Source organism: Mycobacterium sp. 050272, from assembly GCF_039023525.1.
Lineage (GTDB): Bacteria > Actinomycetota > Actinomycetes > Mycobacteriales > Mycobacteriaceae > Mycobacterium.
This window is the reverse complement of the sequence record NZ_JBCHKV010000006.1, coordinates 239,806-264,918: the sequence shown is the minus strand read 5'-3', so window position 1 is coordinate 264,918 and position 25,113 is coordinate 239,806. Positions and strand designations below refer to the sequence as shown.

Sequence of the window (25,113 nt, the reverse complement as noted above, 5' to 3'; positions counted from 1 at the left end):
CCATGACCAGTGTCGTCGAGGCGGTGGACGCCGTCATCCGGGAAGCTCGCACCCTCCTGGGTAGCGGACAAGGAGCGGTCCCCAGCGCCCCAACCCAACCCGGTGCTCCCGAGAATCCTCAGGGCTGGAACGGCCAGGCCGCCGGCGCCGCCGAAACCACTTCCACTCGCCTACTCGGGCTTCGCGGCAAGCTCACCGACGCACACACGGCGGCCATCACCGCTATGTCGGTAGGGCCCGACATCGCCAGGAACGCCCACAACGGTCTGGACGCCATCGAAACCGGTTGGCAGACCGACAAAGAACAGCTCGAACCTTTCGCCGGCACCCCGGAAGGCAAAGTTGCGCTCGCCGTCGCCGGCCAGGGGCGCATCGCAGAAACACAATCGCTCGTATTCGATATCGCTACCCAATACGGCGACGCGGCCGCCAACGTCGACGACGCCACCGCGAACCTCCCCGAGACCGAGGAACACCCCACGGGGACCGACCCCACCGATCCTGAGCACAAGCACCCGAAAGACGGCAGCGATCCGCTGACCGACCAGAGCGAGGACTTGGAAGGCGATCACACCGACGACCTACTGGCCGGCACAGCCTCCCCCGACCCAACCGCAAATCCCCTCTTCGGTCAGGCCAAGATGGCGGCCGAACCTGCCGGCCTGCCCGCGCAGCCGATGATGCCGTCAGGCATGCCCATGGGCATGCCGACAGGTGGCATGCCCACCGGCGCGGGCATGCCCAGCGGCGCAGGACTCAGCTCCCTCCTACAACCGCTGACCCAAGCAGCAACTACTGCGGCCAGCGCCGCCGACACCGCGCCGCAAGGCGACGTCGACGACAACGACCAACCCGACCACGACGCGAGCACCGGCGCGCGCGTGGTGAAGAACGCCGACCGCGCCCTAGGGCTGCCGTACATCTGGGGCGGCGGCGGGGCCGGCGGACCCACCGGCGGCGGCTTCGACTGCAGCGGCCTTTCCCAATTCGCCGTCGCGCAGGCTACTGATGGCCGAGTCCTGCTGCCCCGCACCACTTATGAGCAGATCCATGTCGGTGAACGCATCGACCCATCGAACGCCCGGGCCGGTGATCTGATCTTCTCCAACTTCTCGTCCCCAGGTGTGCCGGAGCATGTACAGATCTATGCTGGCGACGGAAAAGTCATCGAGGCGCAGCAGTCTGGTGTGCCGGTGAAGTACAGCGATGCACCCACAGGGTCCATCGTGGTCAAGAGAGTCGTCTAGGGCTGCATCGCCGCAGCTCACAACCGGCAACGTTCTCACGCCGCCACAGACGGCCTAACAGGCTGCTGGTCGATAGAGCACACCGGGGAATGCGGCACATGCGTCTACGTGCGAATCAAGGGCCAATACGGCGTTTTCGCCATTTCAACGACGCCAGCAACCGCTGATTCACCGTGAATCGACTGCCGCGTGGGCGTGTCCCCTGGAACACGACCCAAACCCCCGATACATTCCCTACATGTACCGATTGCTGAAGGGATAACCTGTGGCCACCAACTCATCAGAGACAACCGACATCCAACTGCCGAAGGCCCGCACGATCAAACGTAGCGCCGGCACCACTTCACGCCGATCCGTCACGCGTGTTCGAGCAGACGCATCCACAACGCCGGCCTCTCGCGCCGGAATGCTTAGCGGACTGACCCCAGACGAGGCGATCGCCCAAGGTTTGAGCGTGGTGCAGATCGAGCCCACCGCCCTCATCCCCCACCCCTTCAACGACGCGAGCCGCTCCATCGTCGATGACGACGATGAAGGCTGGAAAGAGCTTCTTGTCTCTGTCGAGGAAAAGGGTGTCCGCATCGCCGCAGCCGCGGTGACACGCAAGGCATTCACAGCGCGGTGGCCACACTCGCTCACGGGCGACACACACGGCGAGTACGTCCTCATCTACGGACACCGCCGCAGGGCGGCCGCACTGGCCACCGATACCGCCGCAATGCCAGTCATCGTCGACGACACGATCCTCGACACTCCAGACGGTGGACTCCTGGAGATGTTCAAGGAGAACCACGCGCGCGAAGGCCTCTCGCCCCTGGCCGAGGCAGAGTTCCTCGCCAGACTCGCGGAAGAGCTGCACATCTCGCAACGCGAGATCGGCAAAGCGGTCGGGATCAGCCAACCAACCGTGCAGCGCAGGCTATCGCTAATCTTCCTCGAAAAGACACTGCAAGACGCGGTCCGCGACAAGCAGCTCTCCCCCACCGAAGGGTCGACGCTCGGCTCACTCCTGCCCTATGGACCCGTCCGGTCCTTCCAGAACGACCCCGACCCCGACCAAGACACGGATGCGCGCCGAGAAGAACAGTTCCGCGCCTTCGATCTCACCCAGAAGAGCGGCATCCTGATGAGACAGGCCGCAGAACGGGTGATCGCTGAGCGGCGCTCCCGCGCCATGGCCAACGACCAAGGCATCGAACTCATCGACCCCTCGACACACTTCGGAGATGCGGCAACCGCACGCCGTCATCGCATCTACGACACCGTTACGGACCCCAGCACGGTGGTAGCGGCGATCGACGATACCGGCGCACTCGCCTACTACAGCATCGAAGCGCCTACACCAGTCGATCCAGAACCACTCCCCTCCCCCACCGCGCCAACGGGGACCGGGTCGACATCGACCCCCAACGCCCAGGACGGGGCGGAGCCCACCGCGCCTCCGACGCCTACAAAGCAGAAGACCGAGAAGTCGACTGCAGGCCGCGCGGCGGCAACGAAAAGTCGCCGCGCCGCCGCGGAACGTATCGCGCTCGAACCGCCACCCAAGACCGATATGCTTCAGATTTTCGCCGACCTCTATGCACTGAATACCATCGCCGAAGTCGACTGGTCAGCGGTCGATGCCCTCGCGAACAAGTGGGGACTCGACACCATGCCAGCACCGACGAATGCCAAAGCGCGGCTAGCACGAGCGTGGACGACCGCTCTGGCCACCTACGAGATCCACGCGGGGGCAAAGTCGCAGTGGGGCGAGGTCGACAAGCTCTACTACACGCTGCTTCGGGATCGAGCCAAATATGAGCCAGGACCGTGGGAGCGCGAGCAACTCGACAACATCACCGAGAACTGATTCACCGTGAATCACCGACGCTGCTATCAGCACGCGCCTCTTCTTGTCCGCCGTGGCCCGATTCACGGTGAATCAGACCCTGCTGCTGCCGACACGGTGGTGGGTTGGGATGCCGCGCCGATATCGATGTCCCTAGGCCGCCTGATTCACGGTGAATCAACTGAGCGGCGCCCACGGTTCCTGATTCACCGTGAATCGGATGTGGGGGAGGTCGGGCACTCTGCCCGCCGGGACGCCTCCGGTCTCCGTAGCTTGCGGGACCGAACCCGCCGCATGATTCACCGTGAATCATCTCCATCGAGGGGCGAGAATCTGATTCACCGTGAATCAGGCATGGGGGAGTACGACGAGTACGAGCACTCTGCCTGCCTGTGGAACACCTCCCGTCTCCCTGGCTTGCGGGACCGTTTCCGATACCTGATTCACCGTGAATCGCCCATTGGGGACGCCACGGCCATACCCAGGTATGTCGGGCACCCGCAACTCGGGAAAAGCGCGGCTACATCGATCGCGCGTTATCCCCACATCGTCACGCGGCGCCGCCTCTCAGGAATATCGATTCACCGTGAATCGCCTATCCCGCATATCCACCGCACCGCATCCAACAACACCGCGTCGATGCCGACGCATCTACTCACCTCGACACCGATTCACCGTGAATCAGAACATCCAAAGGAAGGCCCTACATCGTGAGCATCTATGCCACTGCGACTATCGCCGGGTCGGCCGGCAAGACAACCAGTGTCACCTCGTTGGCCGTACTGTGCGCCAGTAGAGGTGCCAGTGTCCGCGTGATCGACTTCGATCCACAGGGCAATGCCAGCCGACAGCTCGGATACGCAGACCTCGACGAGAACGAACTGACCGTGGCTGACGTGCTCGCCGAGGCGGCAACGATCGCCGACGTGGAGAGGCCAGCACTAGCGCCGGCGGGAATCTCAGAGGAGGGGCTGCCGATCTTCGACGACGAGTCCGACATCGAGAACCTCACCGTTGTCCCAGCCTATTTCCCAACTCTTGATGAAATGAAGGAACGCTTGGGACACATCACCGGGGGAGTGACGCGGCTACGCCGGGCAATATCCGCAGCGCCTCCAGTAGACGTCACGCTGATCGACGCACCGGGTGTGAAGGGTGCGTTGACACTGTCGGCGATCTTGGCCACCCAGGTCGACCAGACGAACGGTGCCTCCGGTGTCCTAACGTGCACGCTGCCCAAACCCAAGGAGATTGAGGGGATCGGCAAGCTGGAGAACCTTATTGCCGCCGTGAACGAGGATCGCGATCTCGCCATCACGCTGAAGGGAATCATCGTCTGCGACGTCCCCACCAACAAAAGGAAGCTCTACCAGGAGAGCGTCGCAGACCTGCGAGAAGGCTACGGCGACCTGGTGGCCCCGTCGATCGGCCAGGCCGTCGGCGTCCCGGAGGCGTACAGCTTCTACACCCCGGTCCCACTCTTCCGGAACGCCCGTAAGACAACCCTCGAATACATCAAGGTACTCGACCATTTCATCGCCATCGGACTGTTCCCCGAGGTGAAGGCCATCTGATGGTGCGCCCGCACAGTACCGTCAATGTCGACCATGATCGGCATGAGATGGCCCGCGCTGCAGTACGCCTAGTCGCCCGGGAGACCGGGCGAGAATACCCACTCGCACAATTCGTCCGCGATGCATTCGACGCCCAGCTAAAGCTCATCTGGGACGAGTACAACGAAGGCCGGCCAATACGACCCGACGCCACCCGACTTCCAACGCGCCCGGAAACCGACCTCGCTGCCTCCACCGGCGAAAGAGCCGCGGCGCCCTCGGGCACCAATGGCGATGATTCACGGTGAATCGCGACCGGAGACCGGAATACCGTCTGTTGACGGGCGGCATACCGGTGGGGGAGGGGAGTGGTGCAGAACACGATCGGCCGCGCTGCCCTTACTACATGTTTAACATGTAGTAAGGGTCCGCGGGCCCGGACGCTAAGACTTCTCAATGGGGCACCGGACGAGAATCAGCGAACGGACCCCGAGCCATCCATCAGGATGTCGCTGGCCGTCAAGGACGAACCGTTCTGGACGACGAGTCCGTTACGCACCAGTTCGCCCCAGTACGTCGAGAACGTCCCCGAAGACGACACAATCCCGGCGCGGGCACTGATCTCCTCCCGCGACAATCCGGCGGGATACGCGTCGATCACCGCTTGCAGCATTCGGCCGGCACCCGCTCGAAGAATCCCTAGATAATGCTGCCGAAGCTCGTCACCGCTCATCGGCTCCGGCCGGCCACCGAGGAATGCGAATCCCGTCTCGGTAAGCGTGAAACCGTCCGGGGTCTCGTCGATCAGGCCGGCCCGACGCAGCTCACCGAAATATGTCGACCAGGTGCCCGAGGTGTGCCGCATCTTGGCGACCACCGCCCACTGCGCCTTGGTGAGTCGCCGCGGAGCCATCCGCCCGAGAGCCTCAATCATCCGAAGAGCGCCCGCGCGAAACCGCAGCGGCTCATCACCGGCGAGAGTCCGGGGACCGCCGGCTCGCCCGGCGGGAGCCTCGCCAGGGGCCGCAGCAGCGACCTTCGGCTGACCGTCGGCCCGGATCTGCGGCGCCTGATCCGGTGCGGGTCCGGTGGCCTGCCTACCTATGGGCCGCGCCCGCTCGATCACCTGCAGGACATCCGCGATGCGGTTTGCAGCGGCGCGCAGCGACTCGTCGAGCCCCTGCCCAGATACCACCGCTTCCAGTTCGGCCAGGCGGCTGCGTAACGTCGCGATCTCAGCGTCACGTTCACGCACCGTCTGTTCGAGCACCCCAATACGCGCCTGAACAACGTCATCAGCGGGCGCCGGCGCACCACTCTTGCCGCGGGCTGCTCTGCCTCCGCCGTGCTCGGCGGCCTTGGCGGCCGTCGCCGCGATCTCCGCAGTGAGCTTCTTCAGATCGATCTCGGCGCGTGTCTTGGGGATGACGCGCGCCTGGCCCGGCCGCGGAGTGGCGTGTGAGTCGAACGTCTCAAAGAGTGGCAGCTGCACGCGCTGGAGGAGGCTCAAGAATGCCGGGCTCCACACCCAGGCCTCGCCGACCCTCAGTGTCGGTAGGGACTCGACAACCTCACGGGCCCGCGTCCCTGTGGAATCGGCGTTCACGCTGATCCAGTCCTGGGCGGCTTTGATGGAGCGCGGGCCGGTCGTGCGCAGCAGGATCACCGTCTCCATTAGTTCGAGCACAGACTTGGCGACTTCTTGGCCGCGCTGGGTGGCCACCGTCATCCCCAGGCCGCGGCTGCGACCTCGCTTGGCGAGATCCTCCATCGCGCCGAGTAAGCGGGCGGTGTCTGCGGTCGCACGCTGGGGGATGAGAACATCAGCCTCGTCGATCACCACGTGAAGAGGATCCCGGTTGCGGGCATAGAGACGTTCCACGAAAGCGGTCGCGAACGCGCGCGCTTTGGCCTTACGCATGTGCGACAGATCCAGGACCGCCGGTAACCGGTCATCGACGATCAGGTCGGCCAGAAGCTCGCCGGCGGTTGGTTCGAGGGGAACATCGGCGTGATCGCCGCCGAAGATGACGAAAGGCAAGCCCGGCCCGGCGCCGTCGGCGGACGATCGGATGCCCCACCAGTCGCCTTTGACGTCGATGACCACTGTCGGCAGGCCGGCCTGGTAGAGCTGCTCGACAAGGCGGTGCGCGGTAGCGGACTTGCCGCTTCCGCGTGTCGCGAGGATGGCGAAGGTCTCCGTGACCGCCTCCGGCGGAAGGATCAGCGTCTCGGCAAGAACGATGCGGTGACCGTCTTCGATCGATGCGTCCGAAGGCATAGATGCGGTGGGGGAGCGCCCGACGTCGAACGCTGGCGCACTGTTCACTGTCTGCTCCCCGGTTTCGTCCCGTCCCTGGTCAGCGGTGGTCATCAACCAGCTTCGGTGTCGCGGTGATTGGTTGCAAGGGGATTCGCCTGACCCAAGGCTTGATGGAAAGCGAGATAGCTGTAATGCTAGCAAACAAGTAAGACAGCAAACACGTAATATGTTAAGCTAAGACACCAGTGAACTATCTAGCAGATAAATTAGGAAGATATGTTGACTGCTAGATCTGAAACTTGTAAACGAGGAACTAAGTAACCAAGTAGTACAGCAAGAGAGTTAGTAGGAAAGCCAGCGTGTGAGTCCTCTAGCAATCAATCCAAATAGGGAGTACACATGCAGGAAAGCAAGCATTCCGGGAGGGCAACCATCCCGGCCCGCGAAACGAGATGCGCGTATGGCCGACTACGACCAGATCAGCTTCAGGGTGGATCCAGACCTCAAGCGCCAGTTCGAGCTCGCCTTGGTGTATCGATCGGTGCGACAGAAGAGGAAAGCCACCGCCGTCGGCGTCCTCACCCAGAAGATCGAGGAGTTCATCGCCGAAGAGGAAAAGGCGCGGGAGGCTGCACCATGATCCGCCGACCACCCGCAGGAAGCATCACAGCGGCCATCACGCTGATGGTCGCTGTGATGCTGACACTCGTTTCTGCACCCATCGCGGCCGCCAGCGCAGGAAGCCCTCTGGTGTATCCCGGGATGACCATCATCCAGGGCAGCGCCAAGTGCACCCTCGCGTTCATCGACACCATCCGTCGAATCGGCTACTCGGCCGGACACTGCAACGACGGCAGTACCGTGACCGATGAAACCGGCACCCCAATCGGCACCGTGATGGCATCCCACAACAACCGTGCCGGGCAGACCTCCACCGGCCCGGACGACACCGTCATCGACTACGAAACCATCAGCCTCAACGATGATGCGGACCTGACCAGCCAGCTCGGCCCCGCCCTGACCCGACCGATCATCACCCAGCCCGGCGTCACACCAACGGCAGGAATGGTGGTCTGCCACCGCGGCGCCACGACCGGAGCATCATGCGGCGAAATCGACGATGTCCACGACGGCTGGTTCACGATGAAACCCGGCACCCTCACCAGCGACCACGGTGATTCCGGGGGACCGGTCTACACCTACACCGACGCCACCGGATCCACACCGGTCATCGTCGGAATCCTGCGGGGCCGCAACGGTTCCCGCACCGCAGCCGTCAGCTGGCCCGACACCCTGCGCCAGGCAGCCTACGACGCTGCCACACTGATCAACGGATAGGCCGAGGCCTGCGCGCACCACGCCTTCCGACGACGGAAGATGGTGGGCGCTTCGCGACATCAAGACTGGAGCGATCCTCCATCCATGACCGGGTCCGCGAGTTGACCCGAGAACAGCCCGGCTATGTGACTGAGTACCGTCGGAGCGATCTTCACGTGAATCGGCGCAACGGCGTGGATATGCTTAGCGGCAATCACCGACGAGTGAAGGACGCCGCCAACGGATGCCTGGACAGATACACGCCCTCTGCGACGATGTGCGGGCGCAGCTTGCCGAGGCGATCAACCAGCAAATCACCAACAACGGCTGGACCCAGGCCGAAGCTGCAGTGCGACTCGGGGTCAAGCAGCCGCGAATCTCACATCTGGTCAACGGCCAGACTGAACGTTTCACCGTCGACGCATTGTTGAATATGGCCACACTGGCGGGCCTGAAGGTCGAGGTCCGCGTCAAACACTGACCAACCACAGAGGACACCTGGGGATGGCAGGTCAGGAATGCCGTGTCCACCAGTCGTAGAGCTGATCGAGTGTTGGGACTGGATTTCCGCCGTGAATGGTACTGATTAGCAGGTCGCTGTCGGTTGTCCACGCGACCGTTGGCACGCCCGCCTGCATTCCGCACACCACGGTCCCTGCCACCCGGTCGGGAGTGGCCAGGCGACGCCAGGGACCGGGTGTTCTCTGCCCGACAGGCGTGTCGAACGCGTTCGGGGATTCGGGTCGGTGATGATGAGGGCAACGCCCGTGAGGTGAGAGGGAAAACCGGTGATGGCTGGTGACATGGCTGATGGTTGGACTCTTCATTTCTACGATTTCCGGCAGCGGTTTGCGCCCGTGGACGATGTGGTTCCTGGCGTGGGCGATATCCCGGCGTGGGCGAAGCGCAACGGTGCGCGTGACGGCACCCCGTTCTTTCTGGATCCCTGGGGCCGCGCGGATGCGCTGGTGAACGCCTACTGGCGGGATCCGCTGGTGAGGGGACGGGCTACCGCGACTGTGCGCCGTTACGCCTTGTCGTTGAAGGTGTGGCTGGATTTCCTGCACGTCCTGGGCGTCGGATGGGGGCAGGCGACGCGCTCGGAACTGGCTGCCTTCAAGGAGTGGCGTCTATCGGCGCGGGAGAACCCACAGCATGTGAGCGCCGATACTTTTTGCGTCGATCGCGCGGCGATCCGCGGGTTCTACTGGTGGGCGGCCGAGCAGCACGGAATCGACAACCCCATCCGAGCCCGTGCAATAGCGAGATCCGGAGGTATCGGGGGTCACGCCGCGCTGGAGAGCACTCCCGCCGGGATGCGCAGATCCGACGTGAAATGGCTGACGCCGCAGGCATTTCGGTTGTGGCGGAATCTGGGGTTGCGTGGGTTCACGGTGGAAGGCTTGCCGCGCCACGATTGGCGGGGAGTAACTGAGGATCGCGATGTCGCGTTCGTGGAGGGGTTGTTCGGGACGGGTTTGCGAGTCGGCGAGTGGGCTGCAATGTTGACCATTGAGGTGCCGCAGCCGGGATCTGAGGGACTGCTGCGTTCGCGCGTCGCGTCGCGTTGCGCGAAGAATGGGAGCGGTCGCACCTTCTGGATGCGCCGTCGTGTGGTCCAGCACGTTCACTTCTATCTGCAGGAAGGTAGTCGCAGAGCCGCTATCGCTCGCGCGCAGGACGCCGGTCGGTATGAGCACATCGCAGACCGATGGGTCCTTGAGCGTGTGCGGCGGGACGGGCAACTGGAGGTCGTCGCCGAGAATGGATCGCTTCGTAGGGTCCGTCTGGACGCACTGGGGCCATCGACGCGAATGAAACTGTTCCGCCGGGGCACTGATGGTCTGGAACCGATGTGGCTGTGGCTCAATCACGACGGGACACCTCGGCGGAAAGAGGCCTGGTACAAGACGTTCGACCGCGCGAACACCAGAGCCGCGAAAGCGCTTGCCGAAGCTGGAAGTCCGCCGCTGTGGTGTCGACCCCACATGCTGCGGCATTCCTTCGCGCTGCGCTGGTTTTGCATCGCCACGTTCGTCGCGTGGCGCCGGACCGACATGTTGACCAGGGAGGAGCAGCGCGACTTCCGCAACCAGCTTGGTGACGTCTGGTTTCTCCTGGCGACACTCCTCGGACATCGCAGCGGTGAAGTAACGCGCAGCGTCTACCTGGAACCGTTCCAGGTATTGCAGGTCGAGGAGCTCATCGCGCTGATGGACGCCGACGATCGAGAAGCCTTGGAACGTCTCGTCGCAACAGTGGGTATCGGCGAGTCTCGCGTGTTGGCGGTCCAACCATGACGGGTCGCCCCGCGGCGCAGCCGGATCCGTCGTGGCGGCCGGTATCGCGGCGTCGCGGGCTGATCGTGACGTTCGTCAGCGAGGACGGCACGCAGCGCAAGGACTTCGACTTCGGCTCTATGCCGGGCACCCACGGAATCCGCCACGATTTCGCGGTTGCGTTCGAGGACGCCACCGGTGTGCTGGGATCATCCAAGCGATTACGGGGCGCCGCCGCGCTGTGGCAGGCCGCCCGGCATGGCTGCTGCTGGCTGGCCGACAACCGGCCAGGCATACGAGGGCTGGCTGAAATGTCCGCTGCGGATGCCCGGCTTCTCGCTCTGTCGTGTCGGGTACCCAGCGGCCCTGGCTCGTTGCATGGCCTGAAGACTCTGCTGCGCTGCAGTCCTGTTGTCTCCCAGCCGGCGCGTCAGGCGTTCACGCGCGTGCGTCACCCAAAGACGAACACGGCGCGACAACCGTATTCCGCTGATGAGCTTCGCCGCATCACCGTGGTGGCACGGGGAATGGTTCGGCGGGCGCGGACCCGGTTAGAGACTCATTGGGCAATGGTCGCCGATTATCGTGGGGGGCGTTTCGATCACCTTCCCCGCGCCGACCCGCGCCGCAGTCTGGCCGAGGCGCTGGATCATTGCGCTCGTGAGGGTGACTTCCCCCGCACCGCGTCGGGTGCACGGGCGTTCGTGACACGGCGGGCGGTGACCGCAGCCGGTGGATGCCGCCTGATGTCGTTGCTGCATCTGACTCCCGGTGAGGCATGGGCGTTCGGTGTTCTGCTGGCGGCTTTGACCGGGCTGAACCTGTCGACGCTGGACTCGTTGGCTGCCCCGCACCGACATGCCAGCAGTCCTGCCGAACCCGGCATCGTGTTCGTCGGCGCCGACAAGCCCCGCCGTGGGCGGCGGTCGGTGATGACGGTGCCGGTGACCGCGCTGCGCCCCGAACTGCGCCCGCTTGCTGGCCAGGATCGGCGCACCGCGGTGGCCAACACGTCGCTCACCACGGCCTATGGGGTGTTCATGTCGCTGCTGGAGTTGACCGACCCGGCCCGCACGCTGACCGGAAACCAGCAAGCGTTCATCTACTACAGTGCCCAGCCCGACCGCTGCGAACAGAAACTGTTCGGCTACGGAATCAGCAGCACCGCTTCCGGATTCGATGCGCGACGGCGGTGGATGACGCCGTGGCTGACCGGCGATCCCGGACACGACGAGTTGCTCTTGGGGATCAGTATGGATCGGCTGCGCAAGACCTATCTGGAGCAGGTCCGCCAGCCCATCGCGCACACCCCGGCGACGTTGGCCGGTTATCTGGGGCGTATGGAGTCTGTGCGCAACGAGGGGTTCCAGATCGTTCGCGAGGCCCTCGATGCCCAGGTCACCCAAGCACTGGCCCGCCGTGCCATGACGACACATCCAGACAACCAGGACGACGGATCCGGGCGCGACGCGGTGCTGGGCGCCTGCGCTGATTTTGACCACTCACCGGTCGACGGGAAGCGGTGCCGGCAGTCGTTCATGACGTGTCTGGACTGCAGCAACGCCCGCGCCTTCCCGCGGCATCTGCCCGTTCAACTGGTCGTTGCCGACCGGCTTCGCGAACTGCGCACGCAGATGCCGCTGGGGCAGTGGATCGCCGATCACGCGGGTCCGCTCGCGCAACTGGACGACATCTTCACCGAGTACGAGCAGGCCCAGCTGAGGGCGGCGCGCGCCGAGATCACCGACGGCGATCATCGAAAAGTGGATCTTTTGCTGGCCGGACACCTGGAAGCGTCATGACCCGCGCGGCTGTAGCACTCGACGTCGTGGCCGGTATCGGCATCGGCCCAGGAACGGAGGTGCTGCTGAACCGCACCCTGCACGTGGAGGGGGTCCGGAGCCGATTCGGTGACCCGGTGTGGGATCTGTCCGGGGCGATCAAAGACCGGCACAGCGCCCGGCAGGCCGTGCACTGGGGCCGGTTCCCGGCGCCGTTTCGCCACGCTTGCAAGCTCTACCTGTTTGCTCTACTCAACCTCGTTGATGACGCACCTCGGCTCGACAGTGCGCGATCGCTTCATCCGCACGTCAAGACGATCTTGGGCGAGCTGGTGCCGCTGCGGCGGTTCACGACGTGGCTGAGCGACGCGGGTGTGACATCGTTCGACCAGGTCAGCACCGAACACCTCGACGATTACCTGCATTACGTCACCGACGCCACCGGTGAGAGCGCCGGAACCAAACGCTGCGCGCTGCAAGCCATCAAACGGCTACACCTCTATCGGGAGGAGTTGCCCGCCCAGTGCCGGCTCCCCGCGGGCCCGCTGTGGGGCGGTGCGAGTGCACGAGGACTCGCCCACTACGAATCCTCTTGGGGCAAGCCCAACACCACCCCCCGCATCCATCCGGATGTGATGGAACCGCTGCTCTCCGGGGCGATCGCGGTCACCCACACGATCGCAGCCGACCTGCTTCCCGCCGCACGCAACCTGCTCGCGATGCGCCATCTTGCCCACCAGATCGCCCCCGCCATCCGCCGGGCGCCCACGCGCACGGTGTCGGTATTCGAGACCACCAAGGCCCAACTCGAATGCATGCTCGCTGCACTCGACCGCAACGACGCCGCACTTCCCGGGATCCGGACCGGTGAGGTGACCAGTGTCGACCTGATGGGCCTGGCGGTGGGCGGATGGATGCACCACACCGAACTGAAACGCATGAAGGAGACGCCGGTCATGTTGGCGGTATCCGGATTGCCGATAGACGTTAATCTGTTGCGTATCAACACATTCAACCACATCGGCACCAAGCCCTGGCGTGACGAGCCAGTCGATGCGCGAGAACTCGTCGGGCTGCTGCGTCATGTCACGGTTGCCTGTTTCCTCGTGATCGCCTACCTCTCGGGTGTGCGGACCGGCGAGGCCCTGAACCTGCGGCGCGGATGCATCAGCCGCGACCCCACGCTGGAGTTGACGTTCATGTCCGGGCTGCAGTTGAAGGCTGATGATGGGCGCCGACAGCGGTCACCTGCCACGATCCCGTGGGTCGTCACCGACGAAACCGCCCACGCCGTCACCGTCCTGGAACAGATCACGGTCAGCGACCTGCTCTTCCCGGCATTCAGCGTGTGCTCCCAGCAACGGTTCCTCTTCGGGGCCACCCGTACGAGAACACCCGGCTCCATCAACACCGACATCACTCGTTTCATCGACTGGTTCAACCAAGAGGTCGCTCCGGTAGTCGATCATCCGCTGATACCTGCTGATCCGTACGGCAGCATTCAAGTGCCGCGCCTGCGACGGACCCTGGCATGGCACATCGTCCGGCGGCCAGGCGGAACCATCGCTGGCGCAACGCAATACGGCCACCTGCACACACAAATGATCCACGGCTATGCCGGTGGAGCTGATTCAGGATTTCCCGACGACATCACCTTCGAACGATTTCTGCACCGCGCTGAGACCATCCACGACGATGCCCAGCGCCTCGAGGCCGGTGAACACGTCTCTGGTCCGGCCGCCGAGGAATACCGGGCTCGCATCGCGCGGGCACGCACGTTTGCGGGACTGACGGTGACCACCACCGGTCAGGTCAACGCCGCGCTATCGAACCCCGCCCTGCAGATCCACCACGGCGCGGTCCTCACCTGCGTGTTCCGACGCGCCACCGCGGCCTGCCTGCCACCCAGCGATAGTTCCGATGAACCCTCCTGGACCCGGTGCCGGCTCGGTTGCGTCAACGCCGCCCGCACCGACCGCGATGCCGTCAACCTTCGCGAGCACGTCGGCGCACTCCAGCAGGACATGGCGGCGCCCGGACTGCCCGAACCGCTGCGACAACGCATTCAGACGCGTTTGATCGAGCACCTGAAGACCCTCGCGGACCACGAATCCAGCCGCCCGACGCCAAACCCAGACCAGGACGGGGACAACGAATGACCACCGTGCGCGTTAGCGCCGCCCGAAACGAGGAGGAACGCCAACTGGTTCAGGCCGCCATCGGCCGCCTCCGCGACAACCATGCCGAGCGGAGCACCGGTGCACGCACCGTCGTGGCACTGGCGGTCGAATCGGGCGTACCACGGCAAAGACTCTACGAACATCACAGCGATTTACTCAACGAGTTCAAGGCGGCGGTCGGGTGCGGACCCGTTGCCCCGAGCATCGAGGCCGTGCAACGCCAACTCGCACACGCCCGCGATCACAATCAGCAACTGGCCGCCGAGAACACTCAACTACAAGCCAAGATCAGAACACTTGCAGCGGTGATCACCGAACTCACCCACGATGCCGCCGGGACCACCGTCGTTGTTCCGATGCCACGGGGACTGTCCGATTAAGGGCAACCCTCGGGCGACGCACTGGTCGCTGCCGCAATAGACCTGGACGCGACAGTGGTCCACCGACAGGTCATCTCTGGACCGGATGAGGGTGCTGGCGCCCGGGAAGTAGCACGACGCGGGATTCTCCCGGGAGTTGCGCCTCGCAGCACGAATGGACTGAGGCGCCGACGACCCGAGGCAGGACGGCGCTTCGCGCGACAGCGCGCTTCGCCGCGGCGAAAGTGGTTCCGGATGCTCACCCATGAACGTGCGTGCAGCTTTCTTGGTGGGATGAGGGTCTGCGAGGAACCGTCACTGCTGGAGTGGCGGCGGGTACAGGGCGCTGCCGACTATTCAGTACACGGAGAACAGATTATGTGTGCCACGGCGGGCGGCCCGGCCGGGGTCAGCTTGGCTGTATTTGCATGACTACGGCCTTGGGTTCGGTGAAGAATTCGCGGCTGAAGGTGCCGCCTTCGCGGCCGATGCCGGAGTCGCCGACCCCGCCGAAGGGTGCGCGCAGGTCGCGGACGAAAAAGCAGTTGACCCACACGGTGCCGGCCCGCAGGGCGGCGGAGACCCGGTGGGCGCGGTGCAGGTTTTCGGTGAACAGCATCGCGTTTAGGCCGTAGCGGGTGTCGTTGGCCAACCGGATCGCCTCGGCCTCGGTGTCAAACGGGATCACCACCGCCACCGGGCCGAAGATCTCCTCGCGGCTGCAGCGGGCCTGCTGGCCCAGTCCGGTCACGACGGTGGGCAACACACCCCAGCCCTCGCCGAGCCCACCGGTGACGATGGAACCGCCTTCTGACTCGATGGTTTCGACGTAGCCGCGCACCTTGCGGTAGTGCTCTTGAGAGGCCAGCGGGCCGATCTGGGTGGTTTCCTGTTTGGGGTCGCCGACCACCATCGCCTGCGCCGCTTGGGTGAACCGGCGCAGGAACTCGTCGTAGATGTCGCGCTGCACATACAACCGGGACCCCGCCAGACACACCTGGCCGGTGTTGGTGAAGATCGCCTTGACCGACCACTCCACCGCGGTGTGAAGGTCGGCGTCGGCGAACACCACGTTGGCGCCTTTGCCGCCGAGCTCCAGGCTCACCGGTGTCAGGTTGCCCGCCGCTGCCCGGGCGATGATCCGGCCGGTGCCCGATTCACCGGTGAAGGTGATCCGGTCGACGTCGGGGTTCTCGGTGAGCGCCTGCCCGGCAGAGTCGGGCCCGTAGCCGTGCACCACGTTGAGCGCGCCCGGGGGCATGCCGGCTTGGATGGCAAGCCTGCCCAGGATGGTGGCCGAGGCGGGGGTGTCCTCGGCGGGTTTGAGCACCACGGTGTTGCCCCACGCCAGCGCCGGGGCGATCTTCCAGGTCTCCAGCATCAGGGGGAAGTTCCACGGCGCGATGGCCGCCACCACCCCGGCCGGCTCAAACCGGGTGTAGGCGTGGTGGCTGCTGTCCATGGGCAGCACTTCCGCGGTGGCCAGCCGCGCATGGTCGGCGAAAAACCGGAAGTTCGCCGCAGCACGCGCGACGTCGTTGCCGCGGGCTTGGCTGATCGGTTTGCCCATGTCGCGGGTGTCGGCCATGCCGAGTTCATCGGCGTGCGCCTCGATCAGATCGGCCAGCCGGTGCAGGATTCGGCCCCGCTCGCCGTATCCCAGGCGCGGCCACGGCCCTTCGTCAAAAGCGCGTCGCGCCGCGGCCACCGCGCGAGCGGCATCCGTGGTGTCACCCAAAGCGACCTCGGCCCACTGCTGGCGGGTGTAGGGATCAATAGACGCAAACGTCGCATCCGAGGCCGACTTGACCTCATCGCCGTCGATGATGTGGCCGAAAAACTCCATGCCCGGTTAGGCCTCCGTGGTCGTTGTCGATGTCGTGGTGGCGCGTTCGGCCAGGGTCATCCCGCCAGCCGACCAGTGGGTGGCCGGGACCTCCCGCACCACCACCCGGATATTGGGCTCCGGGGCGCCGATCGCCCGGTGCACCGCGGCGTGCACCTCGGCCAGCAACGCCCGGATCTGGTGGGCGTCGCGGCCTTCGGTGAGAGTGATTTCCACCAGTGGCATCACTCACACCTCAATGTCACTGAGCCGAGATGACAGAATTCGGCGCTGACCTGGCTGCCCGGCTCGGCGAACACCGCATCAGTCAGACCGCCCGTCAACACCACCCAGCCCGGCTCCAACGCCAGCTGCCGCGTGGCCAGCGCGTTGGCCGCCAACGCCAGGGCCTCACCGGGATGGCCCTGCACCGCAGCGCCGGTAGCGGAGTCGACGACTTCACCATTCACCGACAGCAGGCACGCCTCCAGCGCGAGGTCTATTTCGTCGGGTTTGCGAGCCACACCCCCGATCACGAACCGCGCCGAGGAGGCGTTATCGGCCACCACATCGGGCAGGGTGAACGTGAAATCGGTGTAGCGGCTGTCAATGACCTCCAACCCGCCGTACACATGCGACACTGCCTCCATCGCCCGCGCCGCGGTGACACCGGGCCCAGACAGCCGCTCGCCGAGGACGAACACGATCTCGGGCTCCACCCGCGGATGAATCAGCTGCTCGACGACCAGCGGCGCGCCCGCGGGCAACACCATCCGGTCGGTCAACCACGCGGTCGACGGCGAGTCCACCCTCATACGCTGCTGCTTGGCCCGTGACGTCAGTCCGAGCTTGACCCCGACGATATGCTCACCGGACTCCACCCTGCGACACACGATCTCGTCCTGCACGCGATAGGCGGTGTCCAAGTCCAGCCCAGCCCACTCGGCCGTGATCGGGCCGCGGTCAACACGCTGCGCCTCCGCGTCCATCAGCACCGCCGCCGCCCGCGCGACATCCCACACGTCCGTTTGCTGGCTTGCGTATTGGTCGGTCATTGGATCGCCACCTCCATGTCTTCCGCGAGCGTGCGGGCACGCGCACGGTCGCGGTCGTGTTCTCGGCCCCAGTTATTGACGCCGACGGGGCAGTGGTCGGCTCCGTTCAACCAGAACCAGACTCCGACCCGGACGCGACTGTTGGAACTTTCGTCGGGTGAATCGAGCGGTGGGTCGGTGCCAAGCGTGATGCCCGACACGAAGCGACAGCCCTCACCCGCCGGCGCCGGGTCGCTGCAATCCCGAACCACCGCGGACGTGTCGTCGCCGTGGATGTGCAGGCGTCGCTGTGATTGGGCCAGTGCGCCGGTATCGGCATTGCCCGGTCTGATGGGCGCCGGCGATGTGCGCGACCAATAGGTTGCGTAAGATGCGCGTGTCATCGAGTTCTGTTGTGTTCTGTGAATCTGGCTGTTACCGAGCCCAGCCCGCCGAACGTCGCGGTGACCACATCTCCCGCGGTCACCGGCACCGCGGCCGTGACCGAGCCGGGCAGCACCACATGACCGGCTTCGAGTACGACCCCGCGGGGCCCGAGGGTGTTGGCCAACCAGACCAGCGCGTTCAACGGCGAGCCCAGCACCGCGCCGCCGGCGCCGCTGCCCACGAGCTCCCCATTGCGGTGCAGCACCCCGCCGACCAGCCGGACGTCCACCTGCGTCAGCGGGACGGCGGTGCTGCCCAGCACCACCGCGCCCGAAGACGCGTTGTCGGCGATGGTGTCGACCAGTTTGATCTTCCAGTCCCGGATCCGCGAGTCGATGATTTCCAGCGCCGGGGTCACGAACGCCACCGCGGCCATCGCCTCGGCGACTGTGACTCCCGGCCCGGCCAGCGGCTTGCCGAGCACGAACGCGATCTCGGGCTCCACCTTGGGCGCCAGAAACGTCGACGAGTCGATCGGCTGCGATTCCAGAAAGAACATGGTGTCGGTGAGGTGACCGAAGTCGGGCTGATCCACCCCGATCTGGCGCTGCATAACTGCCGAACTCAATCCCACCTTGTGCCCCTTGATCACCGCGCCCTCGGCCAGCCACCGCTGCACCTGGCCCACCTGGATCGCGTACGCGTCGTCGACATCAAGGGCGGGAAAGTGTTCGGTCAACGGATCGATCGGCTCGCCGCTGCGATACGCGGCTAGCAGTAGGTCGATCGCGTGGGATCGCGCCTCGGTCGTCATCGTGTGCCTCGCTTGTGGTGGTCGTGGGTTCGGCGGGGCTGGCCGCCTGTTGGTGTTGTGCGCTGGTAGGCGCGGGTCACAGTGTTTGAGCGACCCCGGGGTAGCGGGTGATGAACCGGTCGGCGTAGAAATGTTCGATGTCGGTGCGGATCTCGCCGATAGCGGCCTCGAGTGCGTCGATCATCGCCGGCGGTCCGCAGGTGTAGATGTGGCAGTCGTGCAGGAGCTGGGTGGGGAGCTGGTGTATGGCGTCGGTGACGAATCCACGCGCACCGGTCCAGGCCGATTCCGGTGGCTCTTCCGACAGGACGGCGCGGAACTCGAACTGACCGTTCCAGCCACGGCGTAGGTCGTCGATTTCGGCCAGGCAGTATAGGTCGCGCTGTGTCCGTGCCCCGAACAGCAGGACCGTGGGACGCGCACAGCCCCTGCGGGCGGCGTCTTCGAGTAGCGCCTTGATCGGTGCCAGCCCGCTGCCGCCGGCGACGCAGAGTAGGGGCTGCTCGGCGGGGCGTAGCCAGAGGTCGCCGAACGGGCCGGCTAGTTGTAGACGGGCGCCTTCCCTGTTGCTGTCGAACAGCCAGTCGCTGAATTGCCCTCCGGGTACGTGGCGGACGTAAAAAGTGGCGCGGCGCCGGTCGGCGTCGTCGGGGGCGGTGGCGAAGGAATATGACCGGGGGCCGGTTAGGCCGTCCATCCGTAGTTCGGCGTACTGGCCGGCGGTGTATTCCAGGTCGTGCTCAAGTGTGACGGTGATCTCGGCGATGTCGTGGGTGAGGGCTCGGTGTGCGCTGATTACCGCGCCGGTGTGGACGAGGGGGTGCTCGGGCATGTCCGCCAGCCCGGCGACGTCGAGTTCGATGGAGGTGCGGGCGATGCTTTGGCAGGGCAGGATGTAGCCGTCGCGCAGTTCTTGCGCGGTCAAGGCGATGGCGGAGTCGACGATTTCGCGGACTCTGCCGTGGAGGAGTTTGGATTTGCAGGTGCCGCACGTGCCGACGGTGCAGCTGTGCGGGAACGCGATGCCGGCGGCCAAGGCCTCGTTGAGGATGGAATCTTTGCCGGGCACCTCGAACTGTTTGTTGGTGCCGATGATTGTGGCGGTGCGCGGTCCCTGGTTCTTGCTGCGGGAGAAGAGTTTCACGGTGGGTTGTCCTCGGGGCGGTGGCCGGTTCGGCTCTGGCGGGTGGGTTATTGCTCGTCGGCCAGAAACGCCGCGACCAGACGGTTGAAGGACGCTGCGTGTTCGATTTGGGTCCAGTGCCCGCACCGTCCGAACAGGTGCAGTTCGGCGTTGGGGATCAGCTCGAACAGCCGCCGCGAGGTGTCAGGTGGTATGACCTGGTCTTCGCGGCCGTGCACAATCAACGTTGGACATGGGATGTGACGGATGGCGTCGTCGACGGTGATCATCGCGTCAAGCCAGCGCTGGCGGGGGGCGGGGAACATCGCCGCGTAGGACTCGTGGAAGCCTGGTTGCACGCTGGCTTGATAGCGCGCGGTCGCCAGGTCGTCGGTCATCAGGTCGCGGTTGTAGGCGAAGTAGTCCAGCACGCGGCGCATCGCCGGCACCGAGGGCTGATAGCCCCACACCGCGTCGAGGCCCTCGGTGACCGGGAAGGGCACCCCGGCGCTGCCCATCAGCACCAAACGCTGGACTTGGTTGGGATGTCGGGTGGCGATTCGCAATGCCAGCGCGCCACCGAAGCTGTTGCCCACCAGCGAATACGATGTGAGTCCGAGCCTGTCGAGAAACGCTTCGATGTGGGCGATCCAGGTGTCCATAGTGTAGTCGTGCCCGTCGGGGCGTTGGGTGTAGCCGAAACCGACGAGGTCGGGTGCTAGGACATGGTGGGCCGCGGCTAGGGCGGGGATGGTCAGTCGCCAGTTGGCGTAGGCCGATACGCCCGGGCCGGAGCCGTGCAACAGCACCACCGGTGCCGCGGCGGGGTCGCCGGCATGCAGGTAGTTGGTGGCGATTCCGTCGGCGTCAACCGTTGCGCCGATAGCGGGGTTGGTGGTGTCGGTGTTGGCGGTCATCAAGGCTTTCCGTTCTGTCGTGCGAGGTCGAGGGCGACGTCGATGATCATGTCTTCCTGACCGCCGACGAGGCCGCGGTGTCCGACTTCGAGCAGGATGTCGCGGGTGTCGAGGTCGTATGTCGATGCGGCGTGTTCGGCGTGGCGCAGGAAGCTGGAGTACACCCCGGCGTACCCCAGGGTGAGGGTTTCGCGGTCCACTTGAACGGGGCGGTCCTGCAGGGGCCGCACCAGGTCGTCGGCGGCGTCCTGGAGGGCGAACAGGTCGCAGTGGTGTTGCCAGCCGAGGATGTTGGCCACGGCGATCAACGGTTCGATGGGGCAGTTGCCGGCGCCGGCACCCATTCCGGCCAGGGACGCGTCCACGCGGGTGACGCCGTTTTCGACGGCGGTCACCGAGTTGGCCACGGCCAAAGACAGGTTTTGGTGTGCGTGGATGCCCAATTCGGTGTCGGGTTTCAGGATGTCGCGGTAGGCGCGTACTGTTTGTGTGCGTCGCTGCCGGCGGCGCCGGTGCACAACACCGGTGCCGGGGTGGAGCTGGGCAGCGGACGGGTGAGATGGGCGGTGCGTTCGGTGAGTACCCGCATCGACCAGCCGTCGAGCGTCAGAGTGCGTGCGCGATGCTTGCTTGATCCGTGTGCCCACACGGTCGCTGCCCGTAGGTCGAGATCGGCTGCGGTGATGTGGCCTAGCTCGGAGGTGTGGGCCCCGGCGAGCAGCAGCGCGGCGGTAGCGGCATGCCGGGTGGGGGTGGCGCGTTCGGAGAACAGCCGCACTAGCGCGGCCTCGTCTTCGCTGAGCGGGCGTTGCCCCGAGGATTCGCGGGCGGGTACGGCGATGTCGACGGTCGGGTCATCCAGCGTCAGGCTTAGCCGGCGCGCGGTGCGGAAGAACGCTCGCAGCGCGGCACGCCGGTTGTGCATGGTCGCCACCGCCGCGTCCGATACGACACCGTGGCGGGTACGCCCTTTGGCGGCAACGAATTTCGTGACTAGCGCCCGATCCACCGCCGCGAGGGTGGTGACGTCGTGCACCGCGGCGAAGCGGCTAAATCGGCGGATCAGCAGCCCGAACTTGTTCAGCGTCTGCGCGGCCAGCACGCCATCGGCGATCCACGCACTAGTCACCGCCTGCACCGCCGCGGCCAGGCTTCCGTCAGCCATGGCCGGCCCCCACCGAAGGGGCAGCAGTAGCTGCACTCCGGGCCTCTGTGGTTCCCCCCGAATCGTGGAGGTTTCCTCTATGCGGCTTCCCGGTTGGTGGCCGCGGCTTTCTCGTAGGTGATTGGGCTGACCATCCCGATCGTGGTGTGCCGTCGGACGTGGTTGTAGAAGCCGTAGCACCAGTCAAACACGACAGCGCGGGCTTGGGCAATAGTATCGAACCTATTGCGTGACAACACTTCCCACTCCAGCGAGGAGAAGAACGCCTCCGCGGCTGCGTTATCGAAACACGAACCGACTCGGCCCATCGATTGGCGGATCCCCATCTCGCGGCACAGTTTGGTGAAGGCGTTGGCGGTGTAGGTCCTGGGTTCAACCGGTCGTTGCAACACCGGGTTATTGGAGTGAGCGTAGCTGCTCCTCGAACACCTCGGCAGGCGTCTTCCAGTTGAGGCTTTTGCGGGGCCTGTTGTTGAGCGCGAGAGCGACTGCTTCGAGGTCTTCCGCGGTCCACCGTGAGAGGTCGGTGCCCTTCGGGAAGTACTGGCGCAGCAACCCATTGGTGTTCTCGTTCGTCGGCCGTTGCCAGGGCGAGTGGGGGTCGGCGAAGAACACCTTCGTGCCCGTCTCGAGAGCGAACTGGGCGTGGCCGGAGAGTTCTTTGCCGCGGTCCCAGGTGAGCGTCTTTCGGAGCTGTTCGGGAAGCTTCGTCATTGATGCTACGAGCGCGTCGTTCATCGCGACGGCGCCGTAGCCGCCCAGCGCGGGACCGTTCTTGACCGGCGGTATCTCGCCATAGCCTTGCAGTCGCGGCAGGTGCACCAACAGGGTCGAGCGGCTCTTGCGTTCGACGATCGTGCCGATTGCGGACCGGCCTGTTCCGATGATCAGATCGCCCTCCGTAAGACTGAAGCCGGCCCAGGAGGGTCGGGTGTGGCTGAGATCGCCTTGCGCTGTGGTCGCTTATTGGGAATGTTCGCCCGGCTCTTCGGGGTGCCCTGGCTGCTAATTGAGATCTGCGCTCGGTCGCTTGGTTACGGATGCGTCAGCGGGGTGTTCCACGGGCCGTTGTCAGCACTTGGACCAACGGACGGAGCAGCGTGACCGCACCTCGAGACATCGCCTGGGTGGGCATTGATGTCGGCAAGACCCATCACTGGGCGTGCATGGTGGATGCCGAAGGCAAGACGGTGTCTTCGATCAAAGTCGCCAACGACGAAGCCGACATAGTGGCACTCATCACCGATGCCGGTTCGCAAGCAACACAGCTTGTTTGGGCCATCGACATCATCGGTGCGCCATCGGCGTTGCTGCTGGCGTTGCTGGCTCGAGCCGACCAATCGGTGCGTTATGCATCCGGGCGAGTCGTTGCAGCGATGAGCACGGCCTACGCCGGAGAAGGCAAGACCGACGCCAAGGACGCCTACGTCATCGCTGAGACTGCTCGCCTGCGCCGGGACCTGTCGGTCGTCGACACCGGTACCGATCTGGTGCGCACCCTCGCGGTGCTGACCGGGCATCGCGCCGATCTGATCGCCGACCGGGTGCGCATGATCAACCGGTTGCGTGACCTGATGACCAGTGTCTTTCCCCGCCTGGAGCGGGCCTTCGACTACTCCGCGCATAAGGGAGCGTTGGTACTGCTCACCGGCTACGTCACCCCTGACCAGATCCGCCGCATCGGACAGACTCGGCTGACGGGCTGGCTGCGCAACCGCCGCGTGCGCGGATCGGCCGACGTCGCCGCCCGCGCCATCGCCGCGGCCAAGGCACAAACCGTGGTGCTGCCCGGGCAAGAGCTCACTGCCAGCATCATCACCGAGCTGGCCACCGCCATCCTGGGCCTCGACGACCGACTCAAAGCCCTCGATGCCCAGATTGAGGCGGCCTTCGCTCAACATCCGCAGGCCGCGATCATTCAGTCGATGCCCGGTTTCGGCCCCTTCCTGGGGGCCTCGCTTCTGGTCGGGGCCAACGACTTACGTGCATTCCCCAGCGCCGGGCATCTTGCTGCAGCGGCCGGGCTCGTGCCCGTCCCCAACGACTCCGGCCGGCGCACCGGCAACCTGCACCGACCGTCGCGCTACAGCCGATCGTTACGACATGTGTTCTACCTGTCAGCCCAGACCAGCATGATGCGCGCCGGACCCAACCGCGACTACTACCTCAAAAAGCGTGCCCGAGGCGCTACCCACAGCCAGGCCGTCATCGCCCTGGCGCGCCGCCGAATCGACGTCCTATGGGCACTACTGCGCGAGAACCGGACGTGGAGCGCGGAACCGCCACCGCTCGCTCAGGCGGCTTGACAACACCATTGAGATTCCCAGTGTCCGGGGACGGCGCGGTCTGCTGCTTCTGCGGGGCGCTGGGAGAATACGACGTCGGCGGTGACGTGTCCTTGCGGGCGGTTCTGCGTGCGAGCCCGTGGCTGGCGCAGTGCGCGGCCGGTTCGCAGGCAGGTGACGAGTTCGCGTTTGAGCGCACCACGGCCCTGGATGAACAGCGACTGGTAGATCGCCTCGTGGCTGATGCGCATGGACTCATCATCGGGGAAGTCGACCTTCAGCCGGTGCGCGATCTGCTCCGGGCTCCACGCGGTCGCCCACCGCCGGTCCTGGCGGTGGGGTTTGTTCAGCCCCTTCCACGCGGGCGGCTGCGGCCCGACAACGATGCTCCCGTCCGGGCGGCGTACGTTCCCGGCGAGCCGTTCCTGGACGTACTCGCGCAGCTTGTCGTTAGTCGCGAGCTTTGCCGTTTTCGGCCGTTTCGCCGTCTGCTGGGCCTTCCACTGCGCCACCAGCGCCCGGTACTCCTGCTTGCCGCTGCGCGTGGCCGCGTTGCGGCGCAGTTCGCGGGAGATCGTTGCCGGGTCGCGGCCGATCCTGCGCGCGATCTCGCGAACGCCGATCTGCTTGGCACGGAGCAGCGCGATCTCCTCGCGCTCCTCGAAGGACAGGTAGCGGCCGGTGGGCACGGCAAGCGAGATCGGTGGCATGCCGCCAGCGTGGCGAAACCAACGGGTTCCGACCGGCACGGAC

At 65.3% G+C, this 25,113-nt stretch carries 21 protein-coding genes and 3 pseudogenes; 11 read left to right on the top strand and 13 right to left on the bottom strand.

What is annotated here, in order from left to right:
• The first annotated feature begins 2 nt into the window (after nucleotides 1-2).
• The 3 genes from AAHS21_RS15420 to AAHS21_RS15410 all read left to right on the top strand — a co-directional run bounded on the left by AAHS21_RS15420 (nucleotide 3) and on the right by AAHS21_RS15410 (nucleotide 4,652).
• Nucleotides 3-1,247 carry a C40 family peptidase gene (locus AAHS21_RS15420; protein ID WP_342928480.1) on the top strand — a complete coding sequence of 415 codons (1,245 nt, stop codon included), beginning with the start codon at nucleotides 3-5 and terminating at the stop codon, nucleotides 1,245-1,247.
• Between the two features lie 406 nt (nucleotides 1,248-1,653).
• Nucleotides 1,654-3,099 (top strand): chromosome partitioning protein ParB, encoded by a 1,446-nt coding sequence (locus tag AAHS21_RS15415; protein ID WP_342928479.1) that lies wholly within the window; start codon nucleotides 1,654-1,656, stop codon nucleotides 3,097-3,099.
• 689 nt (nucleotides 3,100-3,788) lie between these two features.
• On the top strand, nucleotides 3,789-4,652 hold the full coding sequence (locus AAHS21_RS15410) for a ParA family protein (RefSeq protein ID WP_342928478.1): 864 nt from the start codon (nucleotides 3,789-3,791) through the stop codon (nucleotides 4,650-4,652).
• Between the two features lie 454 nt (nucleotides 4,653-5,106).
• On the opposite strand, the gene AAHS21_RS15405 is transcribed toward AAHS21_RS15410, so the two are convergent.
• Nucleotides 5,107-7,005: a DUF87 domain-containing protein gene (locus tag AAHS21_RS15405; RefSeq protein ID WP_342928477.1), complete on the bottom strand. Its 1,899-nt coding sequence runs from the start codon at nucleotides 7,003-7,005 to the stop codon at nucleotides 5,107-5,109.
• 349 nt (nucleotides 7,006-7,354) lie between these two features.
• Between AAHS21_RS15405 and AAHS21_RS15400 the strand changes: the two genes are divergently transcribed.
• The 7 genes from AAHS21_RS15400 (at nucleotide 7,355) to AAHS21_RS15370 (ending at nucleotide 14,831) form a co-directional block, all read left to right on the top strand.
• The gene (locus tag AAHS21_RS15400; RefSeq protein ID WP_005113661.1) at nucleotides 7,355-7,534 is read left to right on the top strand and encodes a hypothetical protein; all 180 of its coding nucleotides are present in this window, start codon (nucleotides 7,355-7,357) and stop codon (nucleotides 7,532-7,534) included.
• 56 nt (nucleotides 7,535-7,590) lie between these two features.
• On the top strand, nucleotides 7,591-8,232 hold the full coding sequence (locus AAHS21_RS15395; protein ID WP_342928476.1) for a hypothetical protein: 642 nt from the start codon (nucleotides 7,591-7,593) through the stop codon (nucleotides 8,230-8,232).
• 223 nt (nucleotides 8,233-8,455) lie between these two features.
• Nucleotides 8,456-8,692: a helix-turn-helix transcriptional regulator gene (locus AAHS21_RS15390; RefSeq protein WP_029367852.1), complete on the top strand. Its 237-nt coding sequence runs from the start codon at nucleotides 8,456-8,458 to the stop codon at nucleotides 8,690-8,692.
• A gap of 376 nt (nucleotides 8,693-9,068) precedes the next feature.
• Nucleotides 9,069-10,511, top strand: coding sequence for a site-specific integrase (locus tag AAHS21_RS15385; RefSeq protein WP_342928475.1), 1,443 nt, complete (start codon nucleotides 9,069-9,071; stop codon nucleotides 10,509-10,511).
• On the top strand, nucleotides 10,508-12,292 hold the full coding sequence (locus tag AAHS21_RS15380) for a hypothetical protein (protein WP_342928474.1): 1,785 nt from the start codon (nucleotides 10,508-10,510) through the stop codon (nucleotides 12,290-12,292). The genes AAHS21_RS15385 and AAHS21_RS15380 overlap by 4 nt, the downstream gene beginning before the upstream one ends.
• Nucleotides 12,289-14,430, top strand: coding sequence for an integrase (locus tag AAHS21_RS15375; protein WP_342928473.1), 2,142 nt, complete (start codon nucleotides 12,289-12,291; stop codon nucleotides 14,428-14,430). The genes AAHS21_RS15380 and AAHS21_RS15375 overlap by 4 nt, the downstream gene beginning before the upstream one ends.
• Nucleotides 14,427-14,831 carry a hypothetical protein gene (locus AAHS21_RS15370; protein ID WP_105389238.1) on the top strand — a complete coding sequence of 135 codons (405 nt, stop codon included), beginning with the start codon at nucleotides 14,427-14,429 and terminating at the stop codon, nucleotides 14,829-14,831. The genes AAHS21_RS15375 and AAHS21_RS15370 overlap by 4 nt, the downstream gene beginning before the upstream one ends.
• A gap of 388 nt (nucleotides 14,832-15,219) precedes the next feature.
• Here the strand turns inward: AAHS21_RS15370 and AAHS21_RS15365 are convergent, their stop codons facing one another.
• From AAHS21_RS15365 to AAHS21_RS15315, 11 genes and pseudogenes are all read right to left on the bottom strand, one after another.
• Entirely contained in the window at nucleotides 15,220-16,656 is a 1,437-nt protein-coding gene (locus tag AAHS21_RS15365; RefSeq protein WP_342928472.1) for an aldehyde dehydrogenase, read from the bottom strand.
• A gap of 6 nt (nucleotides 16,657-16,662) precedes the next feature.
• The gene (locus AAHS21_RS15360; protein WP_105389240.1) at nucleotides 16,663-16,881 is read right to left on the bottom strand and encodes a 2-hydroxymuconate tautomerase; all 219 of its coding nucleotides are present in this window, start codon (nucleotides 16,879-16,881) and stop codon (nucleotides 16,663-16,665) included.
• Nucleotides 16,881-17,690, bottom strand: coding sequence for a fumarylacetoacetate hydrolase family protein (locus tag AAHS21_RS15355; protein WP_342928471.1), 810 nt, complete (start codon nucleotides 17,688-17,690; stop codon nucleotides 16,881-16,883). Before AAHS21_RS15355 ends, AAHS21_RS15360 begins: the two co-directional genes overlap by 1 nt.
• Nucleotides 17,687-18,073 (bottom strand): hypothetical protein, encoded by a 387-nt coding sequence (locus AAHS21_RS15350; protein ID WP_342928470.1) that lies wholly within the window; start codon nucleotides 18,071-18,073, stop codon nucleotides 17,687-17,689. Before AAHS21_RS15350 ends, AAHS21_RS15355 begins: the two co-directional genes overlap by 4 nt.
• Complete coding sequence (locus AAHS21_RS15345) at nucleotides 18,070-18,870, bottom strand: fumarylacetoacetate hydrolase family protein (protein ID WP_105389243.1); 801 nt, start codon at nucleotides 18,868-18,870, stop codon at nucleotides 18,070-18,072. The genes AAHS21_RS15350 and AAHS21_RS15345 overlap by 4 nt, the downstream gene beginning before the upstream one ends.
• Nucleotides 18,871-18,946: 76 nt before the next feature.
• The gene (locus tag AAHS21_RS15340; RefSeq protein ID WP_342928469.1) at nucleotides 18,947-20,014 is read right to left on the bottom strand and encodes a 2Fe-2S iron-sulfur cluster binding domain-containing protein; all 1,068 of its coding nucleotides are present in this window, start codon (nucleotides 20,012-20,014) and stop codon (nucleotides 18,947-18,949) included.
• A gap of 47 nt (nucleotides 20,015-20,061) precedes the next feature.
• Nucleotides 20,062-20,910, bottom strand: a complete 849-nt coding sequence (locus tag AAHS21_RS15335; protein ID WP_342928468.1) for an alpha/beta hydrolase — start codon at nucleotides 20,908-20,910, stop codon at nucleotides 20,062-20,064.
• Nucleotides 20,910-21,392: pseudogene (locus AAHS21_RS15330) on the bottom strand (4-hydroxy-2-oxovalerate aldolase); the annotation flags it as partial. The gene AAHS21_RS15335 and the pseudogene AAHS21_RS15330, both read right to left, overlap by 1 nt.
• Nucleotides 21,368-22,075: a site-specific integrase gene (locus AAHS21_RS15325; RefSeq protein ID WP_342928467.1), complete on the bottom strand. Its 708-nt coding sequence runs from the start codon at nucleotides 22,073-22,075 to the stop codon at nucleotides 21,368-21,370. The pseudogene AAHS21_RS15330 and the gene AAHS21_RS15325, both read right to left, overlap by 25 nt.
• Nucleotides 22,076-22,152: 77 nt before the next feature.
• Nucleotides 22,153-22,467, bottom strand: coding sequence for an integrase core domain-containing protein (locus AAHS21_RS15320; protein WP_342928466.1), 315 nt, complete (start codon nucleotides 22,465-22,467; stop codon nucleotides 22,153-22,155).
• A 4-nt stretch (nucleotides 22,468-22,471) separates the two neighbouring features.
• Nucleotides 22,472-22,975: pseudogene (locus tag AAHS21_RS15315) on the bottom strand (IS30 family transposase); the annotation flags it as partial.
• A 200-nt stretch (nucleotides 22,976-23,175) separates the two neighbouring features.
• Between AAHS21_RS15315 and AAHS21_RS15310 the strand changes: the two are divergent.
• Complete coding sequence (locus AAHS21_RS15310) at nucleotides 23,176-24,381, top strand: IS110 family transposase (RefSeq protein ID WP_342928465.1); 1,206 nt, start codon at nucleotides 23,176-23,178, stop codon at nucleotides 24,379-24,381.
• Nucleotides 24,382-24,395: 14 nt separating this feature from the next.
• Here the strand turns inward: AAHS21_RS15310 and AAHS21_RS15305 are convergent.
• A pseudogene (locus AAHS21_RS15305) lies at nucleotides 24,396-25,070 on the bottom strand (helix-turn-helix domain-containing protein); the annotation flags it as partial.
• Between the last annotated feature and the right edge of the window lie 43 nt (nucleotides 25,071-25,113).